Source organism: Romboutsia sp., from assembly GCF_051659545.1.
Taxonomy (GTDB): Bacteria; Bacillota; Clostridia; order Peptostreptococcales; family Peptostreptococcaceae; genus JBOFOR01.
Window position 1 is genome coordinate 1 of the sequence record NZ_JBOFOR010000101.1, and the last position, 24413, is coordinate 24413.

At 29.1% G+C, this 24413-nt stretch carries 21 protein-coding genes and 1 riboswitch; all 21 genes read left to right on the plus strand.

Annotation, left to right across the window (positions count from 1 at the left end; genetic code table 11):
* Positions 1–385: 385 nt before the first annotated feature.
* The 21 genes from ACRC03_RS05970 (at position 386) to moaA (ending at position 24329) form a co-directional block, all read left to right on the plus strand.
* A complete protein-coding gene (locus ACRC03_RS05970; protein ID WP_438651643.1) occupies positions 386–1033 on the plus strand; it encodes an ABC transporter permease in 648 nt (215 codons plus the stop codon).
* Positions 1034–1048: 15 nt separating this feature from the next.
* Entirely contained in the window at positions 1049–1729 is a 681-nt protein-coding gene (locus tag ACRC03_RS05975; RefSeq protein ID WP_438651644.1) for an ATP-binding cassette domain-containing protein, read from the plus strand.
* Positions 1730–1946: 217 nt separating this feature from the next.
* A complete protein-coding gene (locus tag ACRC03_RS05980) occupies positions 1947–2804 on the plus strand; it encodes a substrate-binding domain-containing protein (protein ID WP_438651645.1) in 858 nt (285 codons plus the stop codon).
* Positions 2805–3021: 217 nt separating this feature from the next.
* Entirely contained in the window at positions 3022–4965 is a 1944-nt protein-coding gene (locus ACRC03_RS05985; protein WP_438651646.1) for a sigma 54-interacting transcriptional regulator, read from the plus strand.
* Between the two features lie 227 nt (positions 4966–5192).
* On the plus strand, positions 5193–6386 hold the full coding sequence (locus tag ACRC03_RS05990) for a CaiB/BaiF CoA transferase family protein (RefSeq protein ID WP_438651647.1): 1194 nt from the start codon (positions 5193–5195) through the stop codon (positions 6384–6386).
* A 26-nt stretch (positions 6387–6412) separates the two neighbouring features.
* Entirely contained in the window at positions 6413–7204 is a 792-nt protein-coding gene (locus tag ACRC03_RS05995; RefSeq protein ID WP_438651648.1) for an enoyl-CoA hydratase/isomerase family protein, read from the plus strand.
* A gap of 24 nt (positions 7205–7228) precedes the next feature.
* Positions 7229–8392, plus strand: coding sequence for an acyl-CoA dehydrogenase family protein (locus tag ACRC03_RS06000; RefSeq protein ID WP_438651649.1), 1164 nt, complete (start codon positions 7229–7231; stop codon positions 8390–8392).
* A gap of 12 nt (positions 8393–8404) precedes the next feature.
* Positions 8405–9196: an electron transfer flavoprotein subunit beta gene (locus ACRC03_RS06005; RefSeq protein WP_438651650.1), complete on the plus strand. Its 792-nt coding sequence runs from the start codon at positions 8405–8407 to the stop codon at positions 9194–9196.
* Between the two features lie 16 nt (positions 9197–9212).
* Positions 9213–10259 carry an electron transfer flavoprotein subunit alpha/FixB family protein gene (locus ACRC03_RS06010; protein ID WP_438651651.1) on the plus strand — a complete coding sequence of 349 codons (1047 nt, stop codon included), beginning with the start codon at positions 9213–9215 and terminating at the stop codon, positions 10257–10259.
* Between the two features lie 182 nt (positions 10260–10441).
* Positions 10442–12181: an aldehyde ferredoxin oxidoreductase C-terminal domain-containing protein gene (locus ACRC03_RS06015; protein ID WP_438651652.1), complete on the plus strand. Its 1740-nt coding sequence runs from the start codon at positions 10442–10444 to the stop codon at positions 12179–12181.
* 58 nt (positions 12182–12239) lie between these two features.
* Entirely contained in the window at positions 12240–13397 is a 1158-nt protein-coding gene (locus tag ACRC03_RS06020; RefSeq protein ID WP_438651653.1) for an iron-containing alcohol dehydrogenase, read from the plus strand.
* A gap of 21 nt (positions 13398–13418) precedes the next feature.
* Entirely contained in the window at positions 13419–14012 is a 594-nt protein-coding gene (locus ACRC03_RS06025; protein WP_438651654.1) for a hypothetical protein, read from the plus strand.
* Between the two features lie 12 nt (positions 14013–14024).
* A complete protein-coding gene (locus tag ACRC03_RS06030; RefSeq protein ID WP_438651655.1) occupies positions 14025–14240 on the plus strand; it encodes a MoaD/ThiS family protein in 216 nt (71 codons plus the stop codon).
* A gap of 68 nt (positions 14241–14308) precedes the next feature.
* The gene (locus tag ACRC03_RS06035; RefSeq protein ID WP_438651656.1) at positions 14309–15952 is read left to right on the plus strand and encodes a sigma-54 interaction domain-containing protein; all 1644 of its coding nucleotides are present in this window, start codon (positions 14309–14311) and stop codon (positions 15950–15952) included.
* A 35-nt stretch (positions 15953–15987) separates the two neighbouring features.
* Positions 15988–16212 (plus strand): MoaD/ThiS family protein, encoded by a 225-nt coding sequence (locus ACRC03_RS06040; RefSeq protein ID WP_438651657.1) that lies wholly within the window; start codon positions 15988–15990, stop codon positions 16210–16212.
* A gap of 2 nt (positions 16213–16214) precedes the next feature.
* Positions 16215–16892, plus strand: coding sequence for a HesA/MoeB/ThiF family protein (locus ACRC03_RS06045; protein WP_438651658.1), 678 nt, complete (start codon positions 16215–16217; stop codon positions 16890–16892).
* An 86-nt stretch (positions 16893–16978) separates the two neighbouring features.
* Positions 16979–17098, plus strand: a riboswitch (molybdenum cofactor riboswitch).
* Between the two features lie 124 nt (positions 17099–17222).
* On the plus strand, positions 17223–19055 hold the full coding sequence (locus tag ACRC03_RS06050; RefSeq protein ID WP_438651659.1) for an aldehyde ferredoxin oxidoreductase family protein: 1833 nt from the start codon (positions 17223–17225) through the stop codon (positions 19053–19055).
* 159 nt (positions 19056–19214) lie between these two features.
* The gene (locus ACRC03_RS06055) at positions 19215–20210 is read left to right on the plus strand and encodes an aldehyde ferredoxin oxidoreductase N-terminal domain-containing protein (protein ID WP_438651660.1); all 996 of its coding nucleotides are present in this window, start codon (positions 19215–19217) and stop codon (positions 20208–20210) included.
* Between the two features lie 10 nt (positions 20211–20220).
* A complete protein-coding gene (locus ACRC03_RS06060; RefSeq protein WP_438651661.1) occupies positions 20221–21444 on the plus strand; it encodes a molybdopterin molybdotransferase MoeA in 1224 nt (407 codons plus the stop codon).
* A 12-nt stretch (positions 21445–21456) separates the two neighbouring features.
* Entirely contained in the window at positions 21457–23352 is a 1896-nt protein-coding gene (locus tag ACRC03_RS06065; RefSeq protein ID WP_438651662.1) for a molybdopterin biosynthesis protein, read from the plus strand.
* A 17-nt stretch (positions 23353–23369) separates the two neighbouring features.
* Positions 23370–24329, plus strand: a complete 960-nt coding sequence (gene moaA / locus ACRC03_RS06070) for a GTP 3',8-cyclase MoaA (protein WP_438651663.1) — start codon at positions 23370–23372, stop codon at positions 24327–24329.
* Positions 24330–24413: the final 84 nt, after the last annotated feature.

Consider the following 24413-nt stretch of genomic DNA (forward strand, 5'->3'; position numbering starts at 1 on the left):
AACAACTTTAAGGTAGTAGTGGCGAAGACACCGTCTATTTTGCTTGGCTTTGTAACAACCTCTGATTATATCGTTTAGGTGTGATTAAGTCGTTAGCCACCAAGAATCCCTCTGCTTTAGCTGTAGGGAGTGTGTCAAGGTATTCTTTGTTATATTCAATAAATCAGCAACTTCCATAGGTGTAAGAGAAGACTTTAAATCCATAATATTACCTCCAGTTATTTATTATATACATATATTAACATTGTATAAATTTAAAAAATAGTTTTCTTTTGTAAAAATATGTACCAAAATTTACTTAACAAAGGCAATGAATATATAATATAGGCAGTACAATTAGTATATGGTAATATATAGTAATATATGATAAAAAGGGGAAATGGAAATGGAAATTCAGATAAAAGAAGTAATAGAGATTGTGTTTTTATCATTAAGAGTAACAATTACAGCGACAGTAATAGCTACTACTATTGCATTAGTATCAAGTATTTTCATATACTTAAAGAGCTTTAAGTTTAAAAAATATCTTATAACAATAATAAATTCATTTATGAGTACTCCACCCGTAGTTATGGGTCTATTAGTTTATCTCTTATTATCAAGAAAAGGTCCCCTTGGAAGTTTTAATCTTTTATTTACACCAACAGCAATGATAATAGCACAAACTATACTTATGATTCCTATTGCTATGACTTTAATAATTGATACCTTGGAACAATTCGGTGAAGAAATTTTAATAACTTGTAAAATACTTCAAATTAATAAAAGGGAAACTATAAAAATATTTATTAGAGAAATAAGAAATCACTTAATAACAGTAGTTATAGCTGTATTTGGAAGAGGAATATCTGAAGTTGGTGCTGTAATGTTAGTAGGTGGGAATATAAGAGGTAGTACAAGAGTAATGACAACTTATATTTCCTTGTCTACATCTATGGGTAATTTTGATGAATCATTAGTCATAGCAGCAATACTTTTAGCCATATCATTAATGTCTACTACTTTCATTAAAACATTACAAAAATACCTATAAGGAGATTAAATATTTATGATAACTATAAAAAAATTAGTTAAAAATATAAAAAATCAACAACCTTTAAAAATAGATAATTTAGAAATAGAAGATGGACACATATACTCTATATTAGGACATAATGGATGTGGTAAAAGTACGTTAGTAAAAATATTATATAATATAAATGAATTTGATGAGGGAAGTATAAATATAAATAATGAGGGTTTTAGTGAAACTATTGTGCATAAGTATATATCTTATAATCCTCAACGATGTCATTTTTTATTGGGGACATTAAAAGATAATTTTGAGTATTTATACAAATATAGTAAAAATGAGAATCTATTGAGTAAAAACAGATTAAATGAATTACTAGTTGAATTCAATTTAGAACATAAACTTCAAACTAACATAAAAAAATTATCAGGAGGAGAGCAAGCAAAAGCTCAATTTATTCGAACTTTAATAATGAATAAAGATATTTATATATATGATGAGCCTACAGCAAATATGGATTTTACAACTACAAAAAAGGTAGAAAATAAGCTATCTCAACTAAAAGATGATAAAAAGACAGTTCTATTAATAACTCATGACTTCATGCAGGCGAAAAGATTAAGTGATTATATTATATTTATGGATAACTTAAATTTAGTGGGAAAATTTAAGACCAATGATTTTTTCAATAATGGTTTTATAAAAGATACCTTATAATAAGGTGTCTTTTTTATGCTTAAGGAAATTATATTGCCTAAAAAACTGTGGATAAGATGATATACTCAAGCGAAGCGAATTTTTATATTAAATTTAGGTTAAGTTTAATACTGTTTAGTCATGTTTTATCACAATTAAAACAACTTAGTTGACTTGTGTATATTGCGTTGCTACTATTTAAATTAGGATATGATTTAACAAGGAGGAAAAGTGTATTATGAGTTGTAAAAAGAAAATTTTAGGAATATTAATGACAACAATGTTATCTTTATCTATGGTAGCATGTTCGTCAACAGAAAAAAAAGATGAAGCAAAGCAACCAGAAGCTAACAAAGTTAAAGAAATAACATTAGTAACGACAACAAGTCTAGAAGATACAGGATTTTTAGAAGCTACATTAGCAGATTTTGAAAAAAAAAATGGTGTTGATATTAAAGTAGTTGCAAAAGGAACAGGAGAAGCTTTAGAATTAGGAAAAAGTAAAGATGCAGACCTATTATTTGTACATGCTAAGCAAAAAGAAGAAGAGTTTATAAAAGAGGGATACGGCAATGATAGATACGAAATAATGTATAATTACTTTGTATTAGTAGGACCACAAAATAATGAAAATACAGATAAAATAAAAGAAATGAGTGTTACCGATGCTCTTAAATACATAAAAGAAAATAATTTGAAATTTATATCTAGGGGAGACGAGTCTGGAACTCATACAAAAGAATTATCATTATGGGAAAAATCAGGCGTAGAAAATAAATTTGATAACTATAAAGAGTCAGGACAAGGTATGGGTGCGACATTAGCTATGGCTAATGAAATGCAAGCTTATACTTTAACCGATATTGGAACATATTTAGCTATTAAAAAAGAAAATAAAGATTTAGATATTGTAATAAATTCTGATGAGACTTTGAAAAATATTTATAGTATAGTATCTATATCAAATTTACCTAAAGAGAAAGAAGAAATAACTAATAAATTAATAGAATACTATAAATCAGATGCTATGAAAAGGAAGATTAAAGACTTTGGTGTTGATAAATATGGAGAGCCTTTATTCTTTATATTTGAATAGTAAAAAAGCATGGAAATTTTAAGTGATTGTTTACTTAAGATTACTATGCTTTTTTTATTAAAAGGTGTATTACTCAATGCACCTTTAGACTATACTGTGTTAAAATATAGTTAAATGTATGTTTTGACTATACAAATATTAAAGTTAGAAATATTAAGTATTCATAATAAACGTACTAATAATTAGAAAATGCTATGTATTTTAAAGGGGATTTTATATGAAAACTGTGGGTGTAATAGTTCCATACGAGGAAATGGGAGAACAAATTAAAGAAATTGGAAAAAGACTAGATGTTAAAATAATTTACAAACTAGGAGAAACAAGTAGTGCTAAAGAAGTAGCTAAAAATTTGCAGGATAATTATAATGTAGATGCAATAATTGCTAGAAATCCAATATGCTACTTTGTTAGAAATGAATTGGATGTTCCTGTAATAAGTTTAGATATTACTAGATTTGATTTAATAAGAGCTATTTCTAAGATAGAGGAGTCAAAAAAAATTGCATTTTTTTATGTAGAAGAAGATGAAACAAAATATGGGTATAATTTATCTGAAATAAAACAAATTTCAAATAGAGATGTTGAACTAATAACAATTGATGAAAATAACTTTGGTAAGAAATTTAAAGAAAACTTAAAAAATTGGAATAAAATTATGAAAGAAAAAAAGTGTAATGCACTTGTTACTTCTACTACAAGTATATATGAATACTTTATTGGTAAAGATTTTCAAGTAGAATATATTGATACAGATAAGTATGAAGTACAAAAAGTTATACTAGATACAATTAATGCAATAAATATAAGAAATAAAGAAATTAATTATATAAAATATATAGAAGGTGTATTAAATAGCACAAGAGATGGAGTAATTGTAGTAAACAATGGAATAATAAATGTATTTAATAAAAGTATGTTAGATTTGACAGGACTAAATAAAAAAGAAGTTATAAATCAGCCATACGAACAAGTATATAAAAAATCTAACTTAGTAAAAGAAATATTAAATAAAAATAGTAGTAATATTGTTGAACATAATGGAGTTAAGTACTCTGTACAAAAGCGTTATATACCACTTAATGGAAATGAAAAATGTGAGGTTATAAATATACTTAACATACCAAACATTCAAAATATAGAACAGAATATTAGAAGAAAATTATATCAAAAAGGATTTGAAGCTAAAAAACACTTTAATGAGATAATTACCTTAGACACAAATATGATTGAAGTAAAGAAAAAAGTATTAAAGTATGCAAAAACTAACAGTAACATTTTAATATTAGGTGAAAGTGGTGTTGGGAAAGAACTTTTTGCTCAGAGCATACATAATGAAAGTAACTATAGTAATGGACCATTTGTTGCTATTAACTGTGCAGCTTTACCTGAAAATTTACTCGAAAGTGAGTTATATGGATATGAGGAAGGAGCCTTTACAGGTGCTAAAAAAGGAGGGAAACAAGGTCTATTTGAGCTATCACATAATGGTACACTTTTTCTCGATGAAGTTGGAGAATTACCACTTACACTCCAATCAAAATTATTAAGAAGTATACAAGAAAAACAAATTTGCAGAATTGGTGGAGATCGTATTATTCCCATAAATAATAGAATAATATGTGCAACTAATATTAATTTAAAAGACAAAGTAAAGGATGGAAGCTTCAGAGAAGATTTGTATTATAGGATTGATGTATTACATGTAATTATTCCATCACTAAGAGAAAGAAAAGAAGATATTGTTATATTAGCTAAGAATATTTTACAAAATAAAGGATTTAAGATAAATAAAGAAATAAGTATAGCAAATTATCAGTTAGAATACTTAAAAAAATATGACTGGCCAGGTAATGTAAGACAACTAGAGGCTTTTATTGAAAGGTTAGCAGTAATGACTGAAGATGATTTTATTGATGATATTGTATTTTTTGAACTATATTTTGAGTTAGCTGGTAAGAATAAAAAAGAAATATTTAATGATGCAATAGTACCTGAAAATAATATGAAAAAATTAACTATTGAATTGGGAACATTAAAAGATATTGAAAGTCAAATATTAGTTTATTTGTATAATCAATCAAATGAAAATATTCAAGAAATGGCAGATACATTAGGAATTAGTAGAACAACACTGTGGAGGAAATTAAAATTAATTAAATAATATATATGATTTAAAAAAGTAACATGTTTCAAAATTAAACGTTTAATTTTGAAACATGTTACTTTTTTTATTTGATATATAGTCAATATTTTTTATATAAAAATCAAATATCAAGGGATTTAAAGGTAATCAAATATTAATTTAGATTTGGCATGATTTATGCTTATTATAAAATTAAGATTAAGTTATTATTGATAAACTTTATTTATAAAGGAGGAGTTTATATAATGAATAAACAGTTAGAAGGAATAAAGGTAATTGATTTTACATTGTTTGCAGCTGGTCCATCATGCGGAAAAATGTTAGCAGATTGGGGAGCTGAAGTGATTAAAATTGAACCACCATATGGGGAGGCGGCAAGATATTCTCCAGGAAGGAAGTATAATCCCACTTTTGAATGCTATAATGCAAATAAAAAAGGTATGACAATTAACTTAAAAAAAGCAGAGGGATTAGAAATCTTACATAAATTATTGAAAGAAGCAGATGTCTTTTTAACTAGTTACAGAACGGATGCACTAAAGAGGTTAGGCCTAGATTATGAGACTCTAAAGGAAGTACACCCTCATTTAGTATGGGCTCAAATAAATGGATTTGGAGATTATGGACCAGATGCAGCAAAACCAGGATTTGATACTGTTGCTTATTGGGCAAGAAGTGGAGCTATGGGAGATTATGTTGAAAAAGGATCTCCTATTATGAATGTACCTATAGCCTTTGGAGATTTATCTACAGCTTGTAGCTTAGCAGCTGGAATTTGTGCGGCTTTATATAATAAAACAAAAACAGGTAAAGGTGAAAAAGTAATGGTTTCCTTATACGGTCAGGCTATATATAGTTTGAGCAATTCATTAATAACTATGCAAGATGGTGATTACTATCCTAAAACTAGAAAGCTTCCTATGACACCTTTAATGAATACATTTAAATGCAAGGATGATAAGTGGATCGTACTTACTGCTATAGAATATGAAAGATATTATCCAGAAATATGTAAGATAATTTCAAGAGAAGATTTAATAGATGACACTAGGTATAATAACATAATGGAAGGTATAAAAAATGGAAAAGAGTTTACTGAGATTCTAGATGAAGGGTTTTCTAAATTGACTCAAGAGGAAGCTATAAAAGCATTAGTAGAAGCCGATGTAGCTCATGAAAGAGTAAAACAAACTAAAGATATATTTACTGATACTCAGGCAATAGATAATAAATACTTAACAGAGTATAAGGCTAGAGATGGAAGAGTATACACACATCCAGTAGCGCCAGTAAAATTTGGAGATATAGAAGTAGAAGAAGAAAAAAATGCACCACTATTAGGGGAAGACACAATTTCAATACTTCAATCTTTAGAATATGATGAAGAGGAAATCAAAAAACTATTGTTAGAAAATGTAGTTACTACAGTTAAGAAGTAAATAAATTTAAATAGTGGAGGGGTATTATGAATTATGAAAATATCTTAGTTAAGATAGAAGACAATATAGTGATTGTAACTTTAAATAGACCAAAAGTAATGAATACAATAAATGATGCACTTAAGAATGAACTAAATCATATATTTGAAGAACTAAAAACCAATAGAAGTATACTAGGTATAATAATTACGGGCGAAGGGAAAACGTTTTGTGCAGGTAATGATAATTCATCAACTTCTAAAAAAGGCAGTGGAAATGCTTTTGAAAGGTTAAGGGATAATGTAGAAGATGTTCATAGAATATTTAATAAAATAGAAAACTTTGAAAGACCAGTTATAGCAGCTATTAATGGATATGCTTTAGGTGGAGGATGTGAACTAGCATTATGTTGTGATATTAGGATAGCTAGTTCTAAAGCTGTATTTGGATTACCGGAAGTGACGTTAGGAGTTATACCATGTTATGGAGGACTTCAAAGATTGCCAAGATTAATTGGGACTGGAAAAGCTAAGGAATTAATATATACAGGTAAACATATAAAAGCAGAAGAAGCTAAGGAAATAGGCCTAGTAAACAGAGTAGTTGAACCTGAAGAATTATTAGTTGAAGCAAAAAAACTTATGAAAGAAATAGTACAAAGGGCACCAATAGCTGTGAAATATGCAAAACTAGCAATTAATAAGGGATCACAAATGAGCTTAGAACATGCTCTAGAGTTAGAAAAAGATTTAATAACTATATGCTCGGGAACAGATGATGCAAGAGAAGGTGGAATGGCTTTCTTTGAAAAAAGAGCGCCACAATTTAAAAATAAATAAAATTACTTATATAGGAGGTTGCAAATGAATTATATTTTTTCCCCTGAACATGAAATGATAAGAACTGTAGTAAGAGAATTTGCAAAAAATGAAGTAGAACCTTTAGCGGCAGAAATTGATAAATCACATAGATTTCCAATAGAGACATTTAAAAAAATGGCAGAGTGTGGAATAACAGGACTTAGTGTGCCTAGAGAATTTGGAGGGGCTGCAGTTGGATCAGATAGGCTTGGTTTTATCATTGCAATAGAAGAACTTGCAAAAGTATGTTTATCAACTGCTGCAATACTTGCAATTAATACAGGATTGCCTGCTATGATAGGGATTTATGGAACAAAAGAACAAAGAAAAAAATATTTACCTAGAATTGTAGAGGAGGGATGGGTAACAGCATTCGCTCTTACAGAACCTGGTGCTGGTTCTGATGCCGCAGGAGTTAGAACAACAGCAACTCTTGATGGAGATGAATATATATTAAATGGAACTAAATGTTTCACATCAGGTGGTGGAATAGCAGATTTATATGTAATAGTAGCAATAACTGATAAGTCAAAAGGATATGCAGGTTTTACATCCTTTATAGTTGAACCAGGAACACCAGGTTTTACGATTGGTAAAATAGAAGAGAAAATGGGGATTCATGCTTCCCAAACAGCTGAGTTGATATTTGAAGATTGTAGAATACCTAAGGAAAATGTGTTAGGAAAATTAGGAAGTGCTTTTAAAGTAGCTATGACAGGTCTTGATTCTGGAAGAATTGGAACTGCAGCACAAGCAGTGGGATTAGCACAAGGTGCTTATGACCTTGCTTTAAAATATTCTTGTGAAAGAAAGCAATTTGGAATGCCTATAAATAAATTCCAAGGTATACAATGGTATCTCGCAGAAATGGCAACAAAAATAGAAGCTGCAAGAAGTTTAACTTATTACGCTGCACATATAGATAGTCAAGGAAAAGCTTGTACAAAAGAGGCTGCAATGGCTAAGTTATTTGCATCACAAGTAGCAAGAGAAGTTGTTAATACAGCTGTTCAAATACATGGAGGATATGGATATATGTCAGACTATGCAGTTGAAAGAATGTATAGAGATGCTAAAATATTAGAAATTTATGAAGGAACATCTGAAATAATGAAAACAGTGATAGCTTCAAGTATAATTCCAAAGTCTAAGAAAAAAAAGAAATAGGAGGAATATTAAATGAAAATAGTTGTATGTGTGAAACAAGTACCAGATACAAATGAAGTTCAAATAAATCATGAGACAGGTACTTTAATAAGAGAAGGAGTACCAAGTATTATAAATCCAGATGATAAGAATGCTATTGAACAAGCATTAAAAATAAAAGATACAAGAGATGATGTATCAATAACTGTATTATCAATGGGACCTATACAAGCAGACGTAGCTTTGAGAGAAGCATTAGCCATGGGAGTAGATGAAGCAATATTGTTAAGTGATAGAGCTTTTGCAGGCTCTGACACATGGGCTACAGCAACTATACTAGCAGCTGCAATTAATAAGATTGGTAATTATGATATCATATTCTGTGGAAGGCAAGCAATAGATGGTGATACCGCACAAGTTGGCCCAGAAATTGCAGAATTCCTAAATATACCTCAAATTACTTATGTAGAAAAGTTAGAAGTTGAAAGCAAAAAAGTTAGAGCTCATAGAGCAACAGAAGAGGGGTATTATGTAATAGAATCAGAGTATCCAGTTTTACTCACAGCTATAAAAGAATTAAATAAACCGAGATATCCAAGAATGCGTTTAATTCATGATGCATATCAAGCAGATGCAAATCTAAAAATATGGAATTGCTCAGATATAGATGTAGATTTAACACAAATAGGAGTAAAAAATTCACCTACTAATGTATATAAAAGCTTTGTTCCAGTAAGGGAATTTAAAGGAACAACTTTAGAAGGTACTTATAAAGAAATTGCAGAACAAGTAGTAATAAACTTGCATGAAATAAATTTAGTATAGGTTAAAGGAGGATCCCATGGCAAAAGTTAATCGTGGATTAAATTTAGAAGATTGGAATGGAGTATTTGTTATAGGAGAACAAAGAGGAAAGATAATTAAAAATATAACTGTAGAACTTATAGGAGAAGGAAGAAAGTTAGCTAATAAACTACAAAAAGAACTTACTGTACTTATATTAGGGAATGAATTAGATGATGAAATAGAAAGATTAGCACATTATGGTGCAGATAAAATTATATATGTAGAAAATCCACTTCTTGAAATATATACAACAGATGCATATTCAAAAGTTATAACAGAAGTATTAGAAGAAAAAAACCCAGAAATTGTATTAATAGGAGCAACTACCCTAGGAAGAGATTTAGCACCTAGAATAGCTGGAAAAATTGGAACAGGATTGACTGCTGATTGTACAAAGTTAGAAATTGATGAAACTGATAATAAATTATTACAAACTCGTCCTGCTTTTGGTGGAAATTTAATGGCAACTATTATATGCCCTAATAATAGACCTCAAATGTCTACTGTTAGACCTGGAGTTATGGATAAAGCGCAGTATGTAAAAGAAAAATCTACTATTGAAAAAATTAATCCATCTATAGATGCAAAAGATATATTATCTAGAGTGGTAGATGTAATATTAAAAGATAAAGAAGTAGTATCTTTAACTGATGCAAAAATTATTGTAGCAGGTGGGCGTGGTATAAGTAAATCAGAAGGATTTGAAGTTTTAAAACAGCTAGCTGATAAATTAGGGGGTGTAGTAGCAGCATCAAGAGCAGCTGTTGATTCTGGTTGGATAGATCATGATAGACAAGTGGGGCAAACAGGTACTACAGTTAAGCCTAAATTATATATTGCATGTGGTATATCAGGAGCAATACAGCATATAGCTGGAATGGGGAATTCAGAGACTATTATAGCTATTAATAAAGATCCAGATGCACCTATACATGAAATAGCACATTACAGTATAGTAGAGGACTATGATAAAATAATACCATCATTAATTCAAGCTATAGAGGATAAAGAAAGTATTTTAATTCAAGAAGCAACTGTATAAAAATTACCCAATAAATATATCATGTAAAAACTACACATATAAAAAAATAAAAATGAGACTAAAATCTTGAAAAATACAATAAAAATAAAATATAAAAATAAAATTAATTGGCACAAGAATTGCTTTATATAATTTATATCTAAATAAATTACTTGCAAAAAATTTAAGGGGGGATTTTTAAAATGTTAAAAATTTACAGAGTCAACTCCAGGACTAAACAAGTGACACTAGAAGAAAGAAAAGTAGAGGAATGCATATTAGGAGGAAGAGCCTTTGCATCAGATGTAATATTAAAAGAAGTTAATCCACTATGTGATCCATTAGGAAGTGAAAATAAAATAGTATTTGCAACGTCTATGCTAGCAGGAAGTGGTGCTCCTACAGCACTGAGATTATCAGTTGGAACTAAAAGCCCATTAACTAATGGTATAAAAGAATCTAATAGTGGTGGAACTGTAGCAGCAGGACTAGCGAAGCACAATATTAGAGCCATAATTGTAGAAGATAAACCAGAAGATGACAATTGGCATTATATAAAAATTGATAAAGATGGTAATGTAACTTTAGAGAATGGAAATGAATTTAAAGAAATGAATACTTATGAATTTGTTTTACTTATGAATGCAAAATATGGTGAAGGAGTAGCCTTTGCTGGAATAGGTAATGCAGGAGCAAGAATGTATAAAAGTGCATCACTACAGGTAACAGATAATACAACAGGATTACCAGCTCGTGCTGCCGCAAGAGGTGGAGTAGGAGCAGTTTTAGGGTCAAAGCATATAAAAGGTATAGTAATAGAAAAAACAAAGGGAGTAAAATTTCCATTTCCTGACAAGAAAGCACACGCTGAAGCAAAAAAAGCATTTATGGACGTAATTATGAACTCACCAGTTTGTGGTATGTCTATGACAGGTACAATAGCAAATATAGACCCTCATGCTCTAAACGGAACACTCCCGAATAGAAACTTTAGTGGAGAGCCTATATCAGGAGCTCAAGTAGATAAAATAGGTGTTAAAAAATTCCTTTCTGATATTAAAGAAAATGGAGGAAAGACAGGTTTAGCATGTCAGCCAGGTTGTGTAATAAGATGTTCTAACATATATAATGGAAAAGATGGAAATATGTTAACTGCATCCCTAGAATATGAAACAATTGGACTATGTGGATCAAACATAGATATTTATGATTTGGAATTTATAGCTAAAATGGATCATTTATGTGACGATATAGGTGTTGATACAATAGAACTAGGCGCTACAATAGGTGTCTTAATGGAAGCAGGAAAGATACCTTGGGGAGATAAAGAAGCAGTATTGAAAGCAATAGAAGAAATGTATAATGATACAGAGTTTGGAAAAATAGTAGGGAATGGAACTAAAGATGCAGGTGAATTCTATAATGTTAAAAGAGTACCTGTAGTTAGAGGTCAGGGTATGCCAGCATATGATCCAAGAGCTGTAAAAGGAATGGGAGTAACTTATGCAACTAATCCTATGGGTGCAGACCATACATCTGGAGCAACAGCATTTCCTGGTATAAACCATCATAGTATAGAAGGTCAATTAGAAATTTCTGCATCGCAACAAGTAGCTTCTGCTGTATTTGATAGTACGATGTGTATGTTTGGATGGTACGCATTTGGATTTGAAGAGGAAACACTTCAAGTTGTAGTTAATTTAATAAATGCAATGTATGGATTAGAATGGTCAATAGAAGACATGATGAACTTAGGAAAAGAAACATTAGCTAAGGAATATATGTTTAATGATTTAGCTGGATTTAAGCCAGAAGATTACAAACTACCTAAATATTTTTATGAAGAAAATTCTAAGGCTACAGGAACAGTATTTGACTTAGATGATGAAGTTGCAAAAGCATATGTAGGAAGTTATTTGTCTTCAATGTCTACAACAAATTAATATAGGTTACAGTGCTAATATTATACGTTATTTAAATAATATTTTAGGGGGAAAGTTTATGGAATTTGTAACTAAAGTTATGACACCTATTGATTTTGCACCAGGAGCGTTAGATAAGGTTGGAGAAAAAGCAGCAGCATTTGGAGCTACAAGTGTACTTATAGTATCAGATGAAATGATAATAAAATTAGGGTTAGTTGATAAGATAATAGATAGTTTAGAGAATTTTGGTTTAGAATATGTAGTATTTGACAAAGTTTTACCAGATCCACCTTCATATCTAGTAATGGAGGCAGCGGAACTAGCAAAGGAAAATGATTGTGATTGTATAGTTGGAATAGGCGGAGGAAGCTCAATGGACGTAGCTAAGATGACTAAGCTTATGACTGTTAATGAAGGGAATATACTTGAATATTGTGATCCACAGAAAAAACAATTAATAGGTCCTAAATTAATATGTATACCAACAACATCTGGAACTGGAAGTGAAATAACCGGTGGTGCAATGGTTACAGATGTAGAAAATGATAGAAAATTAGCAGTGTCAGGTGTAGGCGTATTATCTGATTTAGCATTAATTGATCCAGAGTTAGCCATGGGAATGCCGCCGAAGTTAACTGCAGCTACAGGATTTGATGCATTATCTCATGCAGTAGAAGAATATATGAGTGCTTTTGCAAATGGAATGTCAGATGTATTAGCAGAAAAAGCTATAAGAAGTAGTGTTAAATATTTAAAAGTTGCTTATGAGGATGGAAAAAATCTAGAAGCAAGAAGTGAAATGGCAAGAGCGAGTGCTTTTGCAGGATTAGCAATGAATTACTGTGGGCTTATAGCTGGTCATAACTTAGCACATCCACTAGGAGCTCATTATCATATACCACATGGTGTAGCATGTGCAATAACATTACCATTTATACTAGAATTTATAGCACCTGTTACAGAAAGAAAAACTAGAGAACTTATAGAACTGTTTAACGGTGATCCTAATGTAGAGAAAGAAAAACTAGGAGAAACGATTAGAGAACTAGTAATAGACCTAGTTGTATCAGTTGATTTGCCGTTACTTCACACATTTGAAAATGTTAAAGAAGAAGACTTTGAGCAGTTAGCAAAAGATGCAAATGCAGATTTATATGGATTCCTTACACCAAGAACAATATCTACACCAGACTATCTAGAATTATATAAAAAGATGTATTTATATAGAAGGTAAATATTATAAGGAGTTGAGCTAGTGGGAGAACATGGGAAAGTTGGCTTAGGTGCTTTGCTAGGTATTTTCTTAGCATTGATAGTAGTAATGGGTTTATTTATAGGGATATTAACCATAATTGATTTAACTGGTATTACAAAAGATATAGGTGGAATAGCTGGTCATATGTGGGTAGGGTTCATAATGGTACTTTATATTACATCAACTGATAAAAAAGATTTAGATTACTCTACCTATTTGATAAAATCTACTCCAGGTGCCATACTAGGGACATTAACAGCTTACTTAATATCATATCCAGTAATTAATAATTTTGGAAATATACCATTAATAGTATTTGCAATAGTTGTAATACTAGCTATATCTTGTATGGTTACAGGTAAATTACCTGCAATTATAAATTCATGTTATATGTTATTTTTAACAATATGTACAGCAACTCAACTTACATCAGTTAACATAATTGACCCTGCTACAAACACTTTGATTAAAACAACATCATATCATATAAACTATTGTATTGTTATAGTAGTTGCATGTATTTATTTTGGAACATTAATAAAAATAGGTCTTAATATAGTAGAAAAAAGAACACAAAAGAATACAACAAACTAATGGAGAAAAATTATGAAAATCAATAACATTGAAATAAGCTTAGATGAAGACATAACAATTATAGAGATGTTAACTTACATAAGTGAAGACAAAAGATTTTCTCAACTTTCTAAGTTTAATAAGCTAATCTTTTTAAATGATAAAATTGTTGAAGAAGTAAACTATAATAGTATTAAACTGTCAAAGGAAGATAATATTAAGATTGTACCATTATTAGCTGGAGGTTAATAATGGAAAAAATACCCTCTAAATCTGATATACTATAATTAAGTGTATAGATTATGGAGGGGATTTTTTTGAATGATACTAAATTAAATACCTGTGAGAAAATTGAAAAATTACATATAACTCCTAAATTTATTAAAAATTCATGGGAAAGAAGCAGAAAGTTAGATATAGACCCAAATATTAATATAGACTATGAAATGTTAAATACTAAAAACTTAAAAAATAGTGAACTATACAATTACTTATTAGAGAATTATGAAGTGATTAATGGTTTCATAAGACTAGCAATATTAAATGATTTAAACATATTAGTATATGATATAGAAGAAGATTCATGTTTTGATATTTTGGAAGATTACTATATAACACTTAATATTAAAGAAAATATTATAGGAACAAATTCAGTGCCATTAGCAATGTTACATAAGAAAACAGTTGTAGTATTAAAATATCAACACTATATAAATTATTTAAAAGATTACAATGGTGTTGCAGCACCTTTTAAAAAGGGGAAAAAGGTAATAGGAGTTGTATTTACATATTTTAAAGATAATCAATTATTACCTATGGCATATTCTTTAATAACAGGAATTGGAGATGTGCTAACAAAGTATATTATATATAAAATAAATGAAGAAAAGTATTTACAAAAAGTACCTCAATATGTAAAGGAAATTGAAAGAAAAAACAATGTACAAAAGAATATGTATACATTTGATAATATTGTGGGACTAGACGAAAAGATAAGAGTGATGAAAAATCAAGCTCAAATTGTTGCAAGTAGTGATGTTCCTGTAATGATTATTGGAGAAAGTGGTACAGGTAAAGAAGTATTAGCACAATCAATACACAATGCAAGCAAGAGAAGACATGGGCCTTTTATAGCTATAAATTGTGGTGCAATACCAGAAAATTTAGTTGAAAGTGAGCTTTTTGGTTATGAACCGGGTTCTTTTACAGGAGCATCCAAGAGTGGAAAAAAAGGATTATTAGAGATTGCATCTACAGGAACAGTTTTTCTAGATGAAATAGAAAGTATGCCTCTATATATACAAATTAAATTACTAAGAGCATTATCCACAAAAAAGATATCGAAAGTAGGAGGAGTAAATGAGATACAAATTGATATTAGAATAATATCTGCAACAAAGAAAAATTTGTTAAAAGAATCAGATAAAGGTCTTTTTAGAGAAGACTTATATTATAGAATAAGTACTGTAAGTATAAGTATACCACCTTTAAGAGAAAGACTAGATGACATAAGGCATATAGTAATTTATATATTGAGGAATAGTTATAATATTGATGTAAATATAGAGGAAGAATTTTTTGAAGCCCTTAAATATTATTATTGGAGAGGGAATGTTAGAGAGTTGGAAAACGCTATACAATGGTGTTTGTTAATGCTTGGAAAAGAAAAAAATCTAACAGTAGAATATTTACCAGAAAGAATAATAAAAGCCTACAAATACAAAAGGACAAAAAAAATAGTACAAGAGAATAGTAATAAAAAAAATAATTTAAATAGAGGATTAATAGCAGTTATGGAAGAAATACTTATAAAAAATATACTTGAAGAAACTAGATACAATATGAATGAAACATCAAAAATACTAGGAATAAGTAGAAAAACATTATATAGTAAAATACAAAATAATGAGAGCCTATCATCATTAAAAAAAGATGATATAATAGACAAAAGAGATAATTGATTATGGCTTAAATATGCTATCTAAAGGGGGTTTTTATGAACATAGAGGTAAGACTTTTTGCTGCATTTAGGGAAGGAAGAGAAAAAAAGCAAAAACTAATATTAAGTGAAGATACAGCTATATTAGAAATATTAAATATGCTTAATATTGATAAAGAAGAAGTTGCTATTCTATTATTAAATGGAATGGACGGGGATTTTGATAGGAGGTTGAAAGATGGGGATGTGCTATCAATATTTCCACCAGTTGGAGGTGGTTAATTTTGAAAAATAGATATATTAGAAATATGAATATGCTGAATGAAGAAGAAAGCCAAAAACTAAAAACTTACAAAGTTTGTGTAGTTGGCTGTGGTGGTCTAGGTGGTTATATTATAGAAATGTTGGGAAGAATAGGAATTACATATATAACTGCTATAGATGGAGATATATTTGAAGAAAGCAATTTAAATAGACAATTACTTAGCGATGAATTAAGTATTGGAAAAAATAAGGCGGAAGTAGCTAAAGAAAGAATGACAAAAGTCAATTCTGAGGTTTATATAAATGTAATAAATCAACCTTTGGAAGATATGAATGGAACAGAAATTTTAAAGAACCATAATGTAGTAATTGATGCTTTAGATAATGTTGAAACTAGACTTATAATACAAAAAATATGCAAAAAACTAAATATACCACTAGTACATGGTGCTATAAGTGGATGGTATGGTCAAGTTTGCACAATTTTTCCTGGAGACGATACATTAAACTTAATATATAAACATAATAAAAGGCCAAATAATAAATTAGGAAATCCATCTTTTACACCAGCTACAGTAGCGTCAATACAGGTAAGTGAAGCAATAAAATTATTGTTAAATAAAGGTGAAAATTTAAGGAATAAATTGTTATTAATAGATTTACTAAATAATGATTATAGTATACTTGAATTAAAGTAAGAATAGTTTTTTAAAATAATAGGATTATATATTAAATTAAATCTTGACTTATAAAACTTATTTTTCTATTATTTAAATATAAACAATAAAAAATATAGCTCCGATTTTATAATACCTAAAGGATAGCTCCCAAGGTGTATAAAACGATAGGGTTTAAATAGAAATATTTAAGCCTCCATATGGAAAGGAGATGATGTTAAAATAATAATATCATATACTTTTCATATTAATTGATACAGTAAACACACATCAGTTTTGTTAAAGTAATAGTATTATTATTTTAACTACTGGTGTTTTTTTATTTGAATAAAAATTCAAGGGGGGATTTATATGTTTGGATATAATGGAAAAGTTTTAAGAGTCAATTTAAGCAATAGAAGTATAATAAAAGAAGATTTAAATTTAGAACTAGCTCAAAAATACATAGGAGCAAGAGGACTTGGGGTAAAAACTTACATGGATGAAGTAGCGCCTACGATAGATCCATTAAGTGAAGAAAATAAATTTATAATAGCTACAGGAGCACTAACGGCAGCACCAATGCCTACAAGTGGTAGATATATGGTTATTACTAAATCACCATTAACAGGAACAATAGCTATATCAAACTCAGGAGGACAATGGGGAACAAAACTAAAAAATGCAGGCTATGACATGATGATTCTTGAAGGTAAAGCTGATAGCCCTGTATATATTAATATAGAAGATGAAAAAGTTGAGATATTAGATGCTAATCAATATTGGGGAATGCTATCAGAAGAAATAACTAATAAACTGACAGAAGTTCATAAAGGATCAAGAGTACTATGTATAGGGCCAGCAGGTGAGAAATTATCCCCAATTGCAGCAGTAATGAATGATGTAGATAGAGCTGCAGGAAGAGGTGGAGTAGGTGCTGTTTTAGGTTCTAAAAACCTAAAGGCTATAGTAGTAAAAGGTAGTAGTAAAGTTAATGTTGCTAATGTGGAATTAGCAAAGAAAGTTAATGAAGAAAAAATAAATATATTAAAAAATGATCCAGTTGCAGGTGGAGGATTACCAACTTATGGTACAGCTGTACTTGTAAATATTATAAATGAAAATGGAGTACATCCAGTTAGAAACTTCCAAGAAGCATATACTGATAAAGCTGATTTAATAAGTGGAGAAACTATGACAGAAACAACATTAGTTAGAAAGAATGCATGTTATAGATGTCCAATAGCTTGTGGTAGATGGGTAAAATTAAAGAGTGGTAAAGAATGTGGAGGACCGGAATATGAAACACTATGGTCTTTTGGTTCAGACTGTGATGTATATGATTTAGATGCAATAAACGAAGCTAATATGCTTTGTAATGAATATGGATTAGATACAATTTCAGCAGGCGCTACTATAGCTACAGCTATGGAATTATATCAAAGAGGATATATAAAGGACGAAGAAATTGAAGCTGATGGATTATCTCTAAACTGGGGAGATGCTAACTCTATGGTAGAGTGGACTAGAAAAATGGGTAAAAGAGAAGGTTTTGGAGATAAATTAGCTCAAGGTTCATATAGATTATGCGAAAGTTATAATGCAACTGAATATGCCATGACAGTTAAAAAACAAGAATTACCAGCATATGACCCAAGAGGTATTCAAGGTCATGGCATTACTTACGCAGTAAATAATAGAGGAGGATGTCATATAAAAGGATATATGATAAATCCAGAAATATTAGGAGTACCAGAAAAGTTGGATAAATTAGCGCTAGAAGGTAAACCAGCTTATGCAAAATTATTCCATGACTTAACTGCTGTTATAGATTCAATGGGTATATGTGTATTTACAACATTTGGATTAGGATTACCAGATTATGTAGATATGTATAATTCAGTTTGTGGAGATATATACAATGCAGAAACATTATTAGAAGCAGGAGATAGAATTTGGACATTAGAGAAAATATTTAACTTAAGAGCAGGAATAGATAAATCTGATGATACATTGCCAAAGAGATTATTAGAAGAAGAAATTCCAAATGGTCCAACTAAAGGTCATGTTCATAGATTAGACGTTCTATTACCAGAATACTATAGCGTAAGAGGTTGGGATGAGAATGGTATACCAACAGAAGAAACATTAATAAAACTAGGATTAGAAGAATATATTGGTAAAATTTTAAGTGAAAATAAATAAAAATTAATTAATGGCTGTATTGTATAAAATTATGCAATATAGCCTTTTTTGTAATAAATAATCCTTTATTATTTTCATAGAATATTTTCTAAAAGTTAGATAAAAAACGACAATATATGATATAGTCTAATGTTATAATTATTATAGGAGGATATGCTAATGTCAAATGCACTATATATAAATTTAAATAATAAAGAAATATATATAAATGAATTTCAAAGGAATAGTTTGAATGAAAATGATTTAGTATTTACAGCCTCAAGATTAGCAGGATATGGAATAGTAGGCTTGAATAGAATTAAGGTTTATTGTGATGATAAAGAAACAACATGTGGTGGATACTTTGCCCACCAACTTAGATGCAATGGTTATGACTACATAGTTATTAGAGGGAAATCTGAAGAACCTGTATATTTATATATAAATAAAGAAGAGGTAGCTTTAAAGAATGGTAAAAATTTATGGGGGAAAGAGCCTGATAAGGTGAGAAATATTTTATATAAGGAATTAAATAGTAAAGATATAGAAGTTGCTCAAATAGGAATAAGTTCTGAGATGAGTGTAGATTTCTCTAAAATATTAATTGGAAACAATAGAACCTGTGGAAAAAATGGAATAGGTAAAATAATGGGTGAAAAAAAATTAAAAGCTATATCTTTAAAAAGACATGAAACCTTAAAATCTAAAAACAAAAATGAAGTAAATGAAATAAATAAGAAAATATTAAAGTCAATCTGTGACAAAAAAATAGAATATTATTTTGATGAAAATAATAGTTGCTATGGATGTTGTTTGAATTGTAAAAGTACATCAGTTAAAAAAATATCAAAATATATTACTAATTCTGAGGAATGTAGTAATATAGATAAAATATGTAACAATTATGTTGTAGATAGTATTATTGTTTCAAAATACATAAATGAATATAGAAAAATCAACCAAAATGTTGATGTAGAAGTGTTTATAAAAGATATAATTTATAGCAATAAATGTAATAGTATAGTAAGTGAGGTAAAAAAAAGTAAGAAGAAAAGTCAAAGTGTAAATTATTTACATAAAGAATTAGAAGAAATAGGATTTTGTAAATTTTTAGTTGATAAAGAAATATTGACACTTGAAGATTTAGAAAAATTAAAGGAGATTACAAGATTATAGGGGGAAGATTATGAAGCTATTCGACGTAGTAACAATAAATAAGTGTTTGGATATAATGAATGAGAATTTCAATAAAGTCTTACCAACTCAAAATGTAAGTATAATAGATAGTTTAAATAGATATTTATCAAAAGAGATAAAGTCTATGATAAATGTTCCACATTTTAGAAAATCATTAGTTGATGGATATGCAGTTTTACAAAGTGATGTATTTTTAGCTAGTGAAGAAAATGCAGTACCTTTAAAAGTAATTGGGGAAAGTAGAATGGGTAAAATATGTAGTACTTCTTTAGAAGAAGAAACTTGTGTTTATGTACCAACGGGTGGAATGGTTCCAAGTAATGCTACAGGTATGGTTATGATTGAATATACTCAAAAACTAGATAATGAAACTATATTAATTCAAAAAGGTGTATCTATGAATGAAAATATAGTTGAAATTGGAGAAGACATAAAAGAAAATGAAATACTATATGAAAAAGGTCACTACATAACAGAAAGAGATTTAGGAGTATTAGCAGGAGCCAACATAAAAAACGTACCAGTTTTTGATAAGTTGACAACAGGAATAATATCTACAGGAGATGAAATTCTAGATGTTGAGGAAGATATATATGAAGCTAAGATAAAAGATATAAATTCATATATTCTTTATGGACAATTGAAAGATATTTCATGTAATCCTATTATCTATCCACCAGCAAAAGATAATCTGCAAGAAATTATAAATTTAATAGATAGAGCAGTAAATGAATGTGAAATAGTTCTTATTTCGGGTGGTAGTTCAGTAGGTAAAAAAGATGAAACTTTAAAAGCTATTGAAAGCTTTGAAGACAGCAAGGTTTTAGTAGAGGGGATTGCTATAAAACCTGGAAAACCAACAATTATAGCTACAATAAAAGATAAGTTGGTTATAGGCTTACCTGGGCACCCTTTATCATGTGCATTTGTAGTTGAATCAATTGTAAAAGCTTTTATTCTTTCACTATATTCAAATAAAGAAGAAAAATATACTTTTGCAGAATTTGAATACAACTATCATAAAGCAAGAGGTAGAGAAGAGTTTATGCCAGTTAATTTAATAGAAAAGGATGAAAAGTTAGTGTGTAGCCCAATACTGACAAAATCAAGTGCTATAAAAAGCTTTGCCAATTGTCATGGATACGTTAAAATTGCTAGAGATTTAGAAGGAATACACAAGGGTGAAATTGTAAAGGTATACTTATTAGGTTAAAGGAGAGAAAAAATGGGGAGATACTTATCAAATATTTTATTACAAGATGCATTAAATAAATACCTAGAGGATTTAAATAACTCAACTTTAGAAGAAGAGTTAATAGATGTAGATGAATCTTTAGGTAGGATGACTAGTGAAGCTATATATGCAAATCTATCATCGCCATTTTATAACTGCTCAGCAATGGATGGTATAGCAGTAAAAGCACAAAAAACTTTTATGGCCAATGAGCAAAATATATTAAGCTTAAAAGAATATGAAGACTATGTAGTAGTAGATACAGGAGATCCAATACCTAAAGAATTTGATGCTGTTATAATGATAGAAGACTTACTAGAAAAGGAAGATGGATATGTAAAAATATATCAGTCAGCTATACCTTGGCAACATGTTAGATGTCTTGGAGAAGATGTAGTTGAAAAAGAAATGGTAATACCGAGCTTTCATACTATAAGACCTCAAGATGTAGGAGCTATTATTAGTGGTAGGGTAGATAAGGTGAAAGTTTTTAAAAAATTTAAAATAGGAATAATACCTACAGGGACTGAATTAATAGAAAGAAATCAAGAGCCTAAAATAGGGGATATTATAGAGTTTAATTCAAGGTTATTTGAAGGGTTAATAAAAGGGTATGAAGCGAAACCTGTAAAATACCCTATAGTTGAAGATGATTATAATAAAATAAAGGCGAGTGTATTAAAAGCTTTAGATGAATGTGATATGGTTCTAATAAATGCAGGTTCATCTCAAGGAAGAGAAGATTTTACATATGATATTATAGATGAAATCGGGGAAGTATGTTTACATGGAATAGCAATAAAACCAGGAAAACCAGCTATACTAGGACAAGCTAATGGCAAACCAATAATTGGTATACCTGGATATCCAGTTTCTGCTTGGGTAGTTATGGAAAATATAGTTAAACCAGTTGCTAGAAAACTAATGCATAAAAATATTGAAGAACCTATAAAAATAAATGCTACTTTAAGTAAAAGAGTAATGAGTTCCTTAAAATATGAAGAATTTATAAGAGTGAAATTAGGGTATATAAATGGAAAATATATTGCTACACCTGTAAAACGAGGAGCTGGTACTATAACAAGTCTTGTAAATGCCGATGGAGTACTTAAAGTGCCTCAAAATGTAGAGGGACTAGAAGAAGGTGAAAGCGTAGAAATTGAGTTATTAAATAATATAAGTAATATACATAATACTATAGTTTCTATAGGAAGTCATGATATTGTAATGGATATTTTAAATAATGAAATATCTAAAAAATCATTTGGTAAAGTAAGGTTAAGCTCTTCTCATGTAGGTAGTTTCCAAGGGCTTTTAGCCATGAAAAAGGGAGAATGTCATATAGCACCAATACATTTATTTGACACAGAAACAGAAAGTTATAACATACCTTATATACAAAAATATATAGAAAAAGATGTAGCTATAATTAAGCTAGTAAAAAGAACACAGGGATTAATAGTAAAAAAGGGAAATCCATTAAACATAAAAAGTATTGAGGATGTAGTTAATGTAAGATATATAAATAGACAAAAAGGCTCAGGAACGAGGATTTTATTTGATTATTTACTAAATAAAAATAATATAAAAAAGAAGCAAGTAAATGGATATGAAAGAGAAGAATCAACTCATATGTCACTGGCAAAAGCTATTGAAAATAATGATGCAGATTGTGGACTAGGTATTTATTCTGCGGCAAATGTTTTTGGGTTAGATTTTATTCCTTTGTGCGAGGAAGAATACGATTTATTAGTTGACAAAAGTATGCTAAATAGTGAATATATACAAATTTTATTAGATACTATCAAGGATAAGTTGTTTATAAATAAAATAAATACATTAGGTGGATATAATACTGAAGTAATAGGTGAAATAGTAAATGTGTAAGAGGGAGGAATATTTCTATGATAGATAACTACAATAGAAAAATTGACTATGCTCGTATTTCATTAACTGAAAAATGTAATTTAAAATGTATATATTGTGTTCCAGCAGATGAGCCTATAAAGGAAAAGCAAGATGATGAAATTTTAAGTCTTGATGATTATAAGATAATTATAAAAGCTCTTTCAAGTGTAGGGATAAGCAAAATTAGATTTACAGGAGGAGAGCCACTACAATATAGAGGACTTGATGAATTAGTTTATTATGCAGCAAACATATGTAAAATTAAAACAGTTTCTATAACTACTAATGGAATAGGATTAAAAGATAGAGTTGAAAGTCTAATGAAAAATGGACTAAACACTATAAATATAAGTTTAGATACATTAGATAAGGATAGATATAAAAAAATTACTGGCGGAGGCGACTTTGATGATGTAATAGAATCTATTAAAAAAGCGATGGAATTAAATTTAAAAGTTAAAATAAATTGTGTATTTATTAAAGGAATAAATAGCGATGAACTGAGTAGCTTTATAGATATTATTAAAAATTATCCAATAGATATAAGATTTATAGAGCTAATGCCTATTGGTCAAGGGGAAAAAATGTTTAATAAAGGATTTATAAATTTAAAGGAAAGTATAAATTCTTTAAAAGAATTAGAAATAGATAATACTGATGAAAAAAGCGTAGCAACTTACTATAGAGTAAAAGGTGGAAAAGGAAGAATAGGTATAATAACTCCCTTAAGCTGTATGTTTTGTAAAAATTGTAATAGAATCAGAATTACTTCAGATGGGAATGTGAAATTATGTTTGCATTCTAAAGAAGAGATAGACATAAAACCATTTTTAAAAAATGAAGAAAAATTGAATATTTATATAGAAGAAATTATAAAATATAAACCTAAAGAGCATTCATTAAATGAAAGTAATAAAAGTAATAATTCAAAAAAAATGTATCAACTTGGTGGATAATTTATAAAATAAAGTTAATATATGGGTTATTACATAATCATGTAATAGCCCATATATTGATTCATATATAAATATTAAATAAAT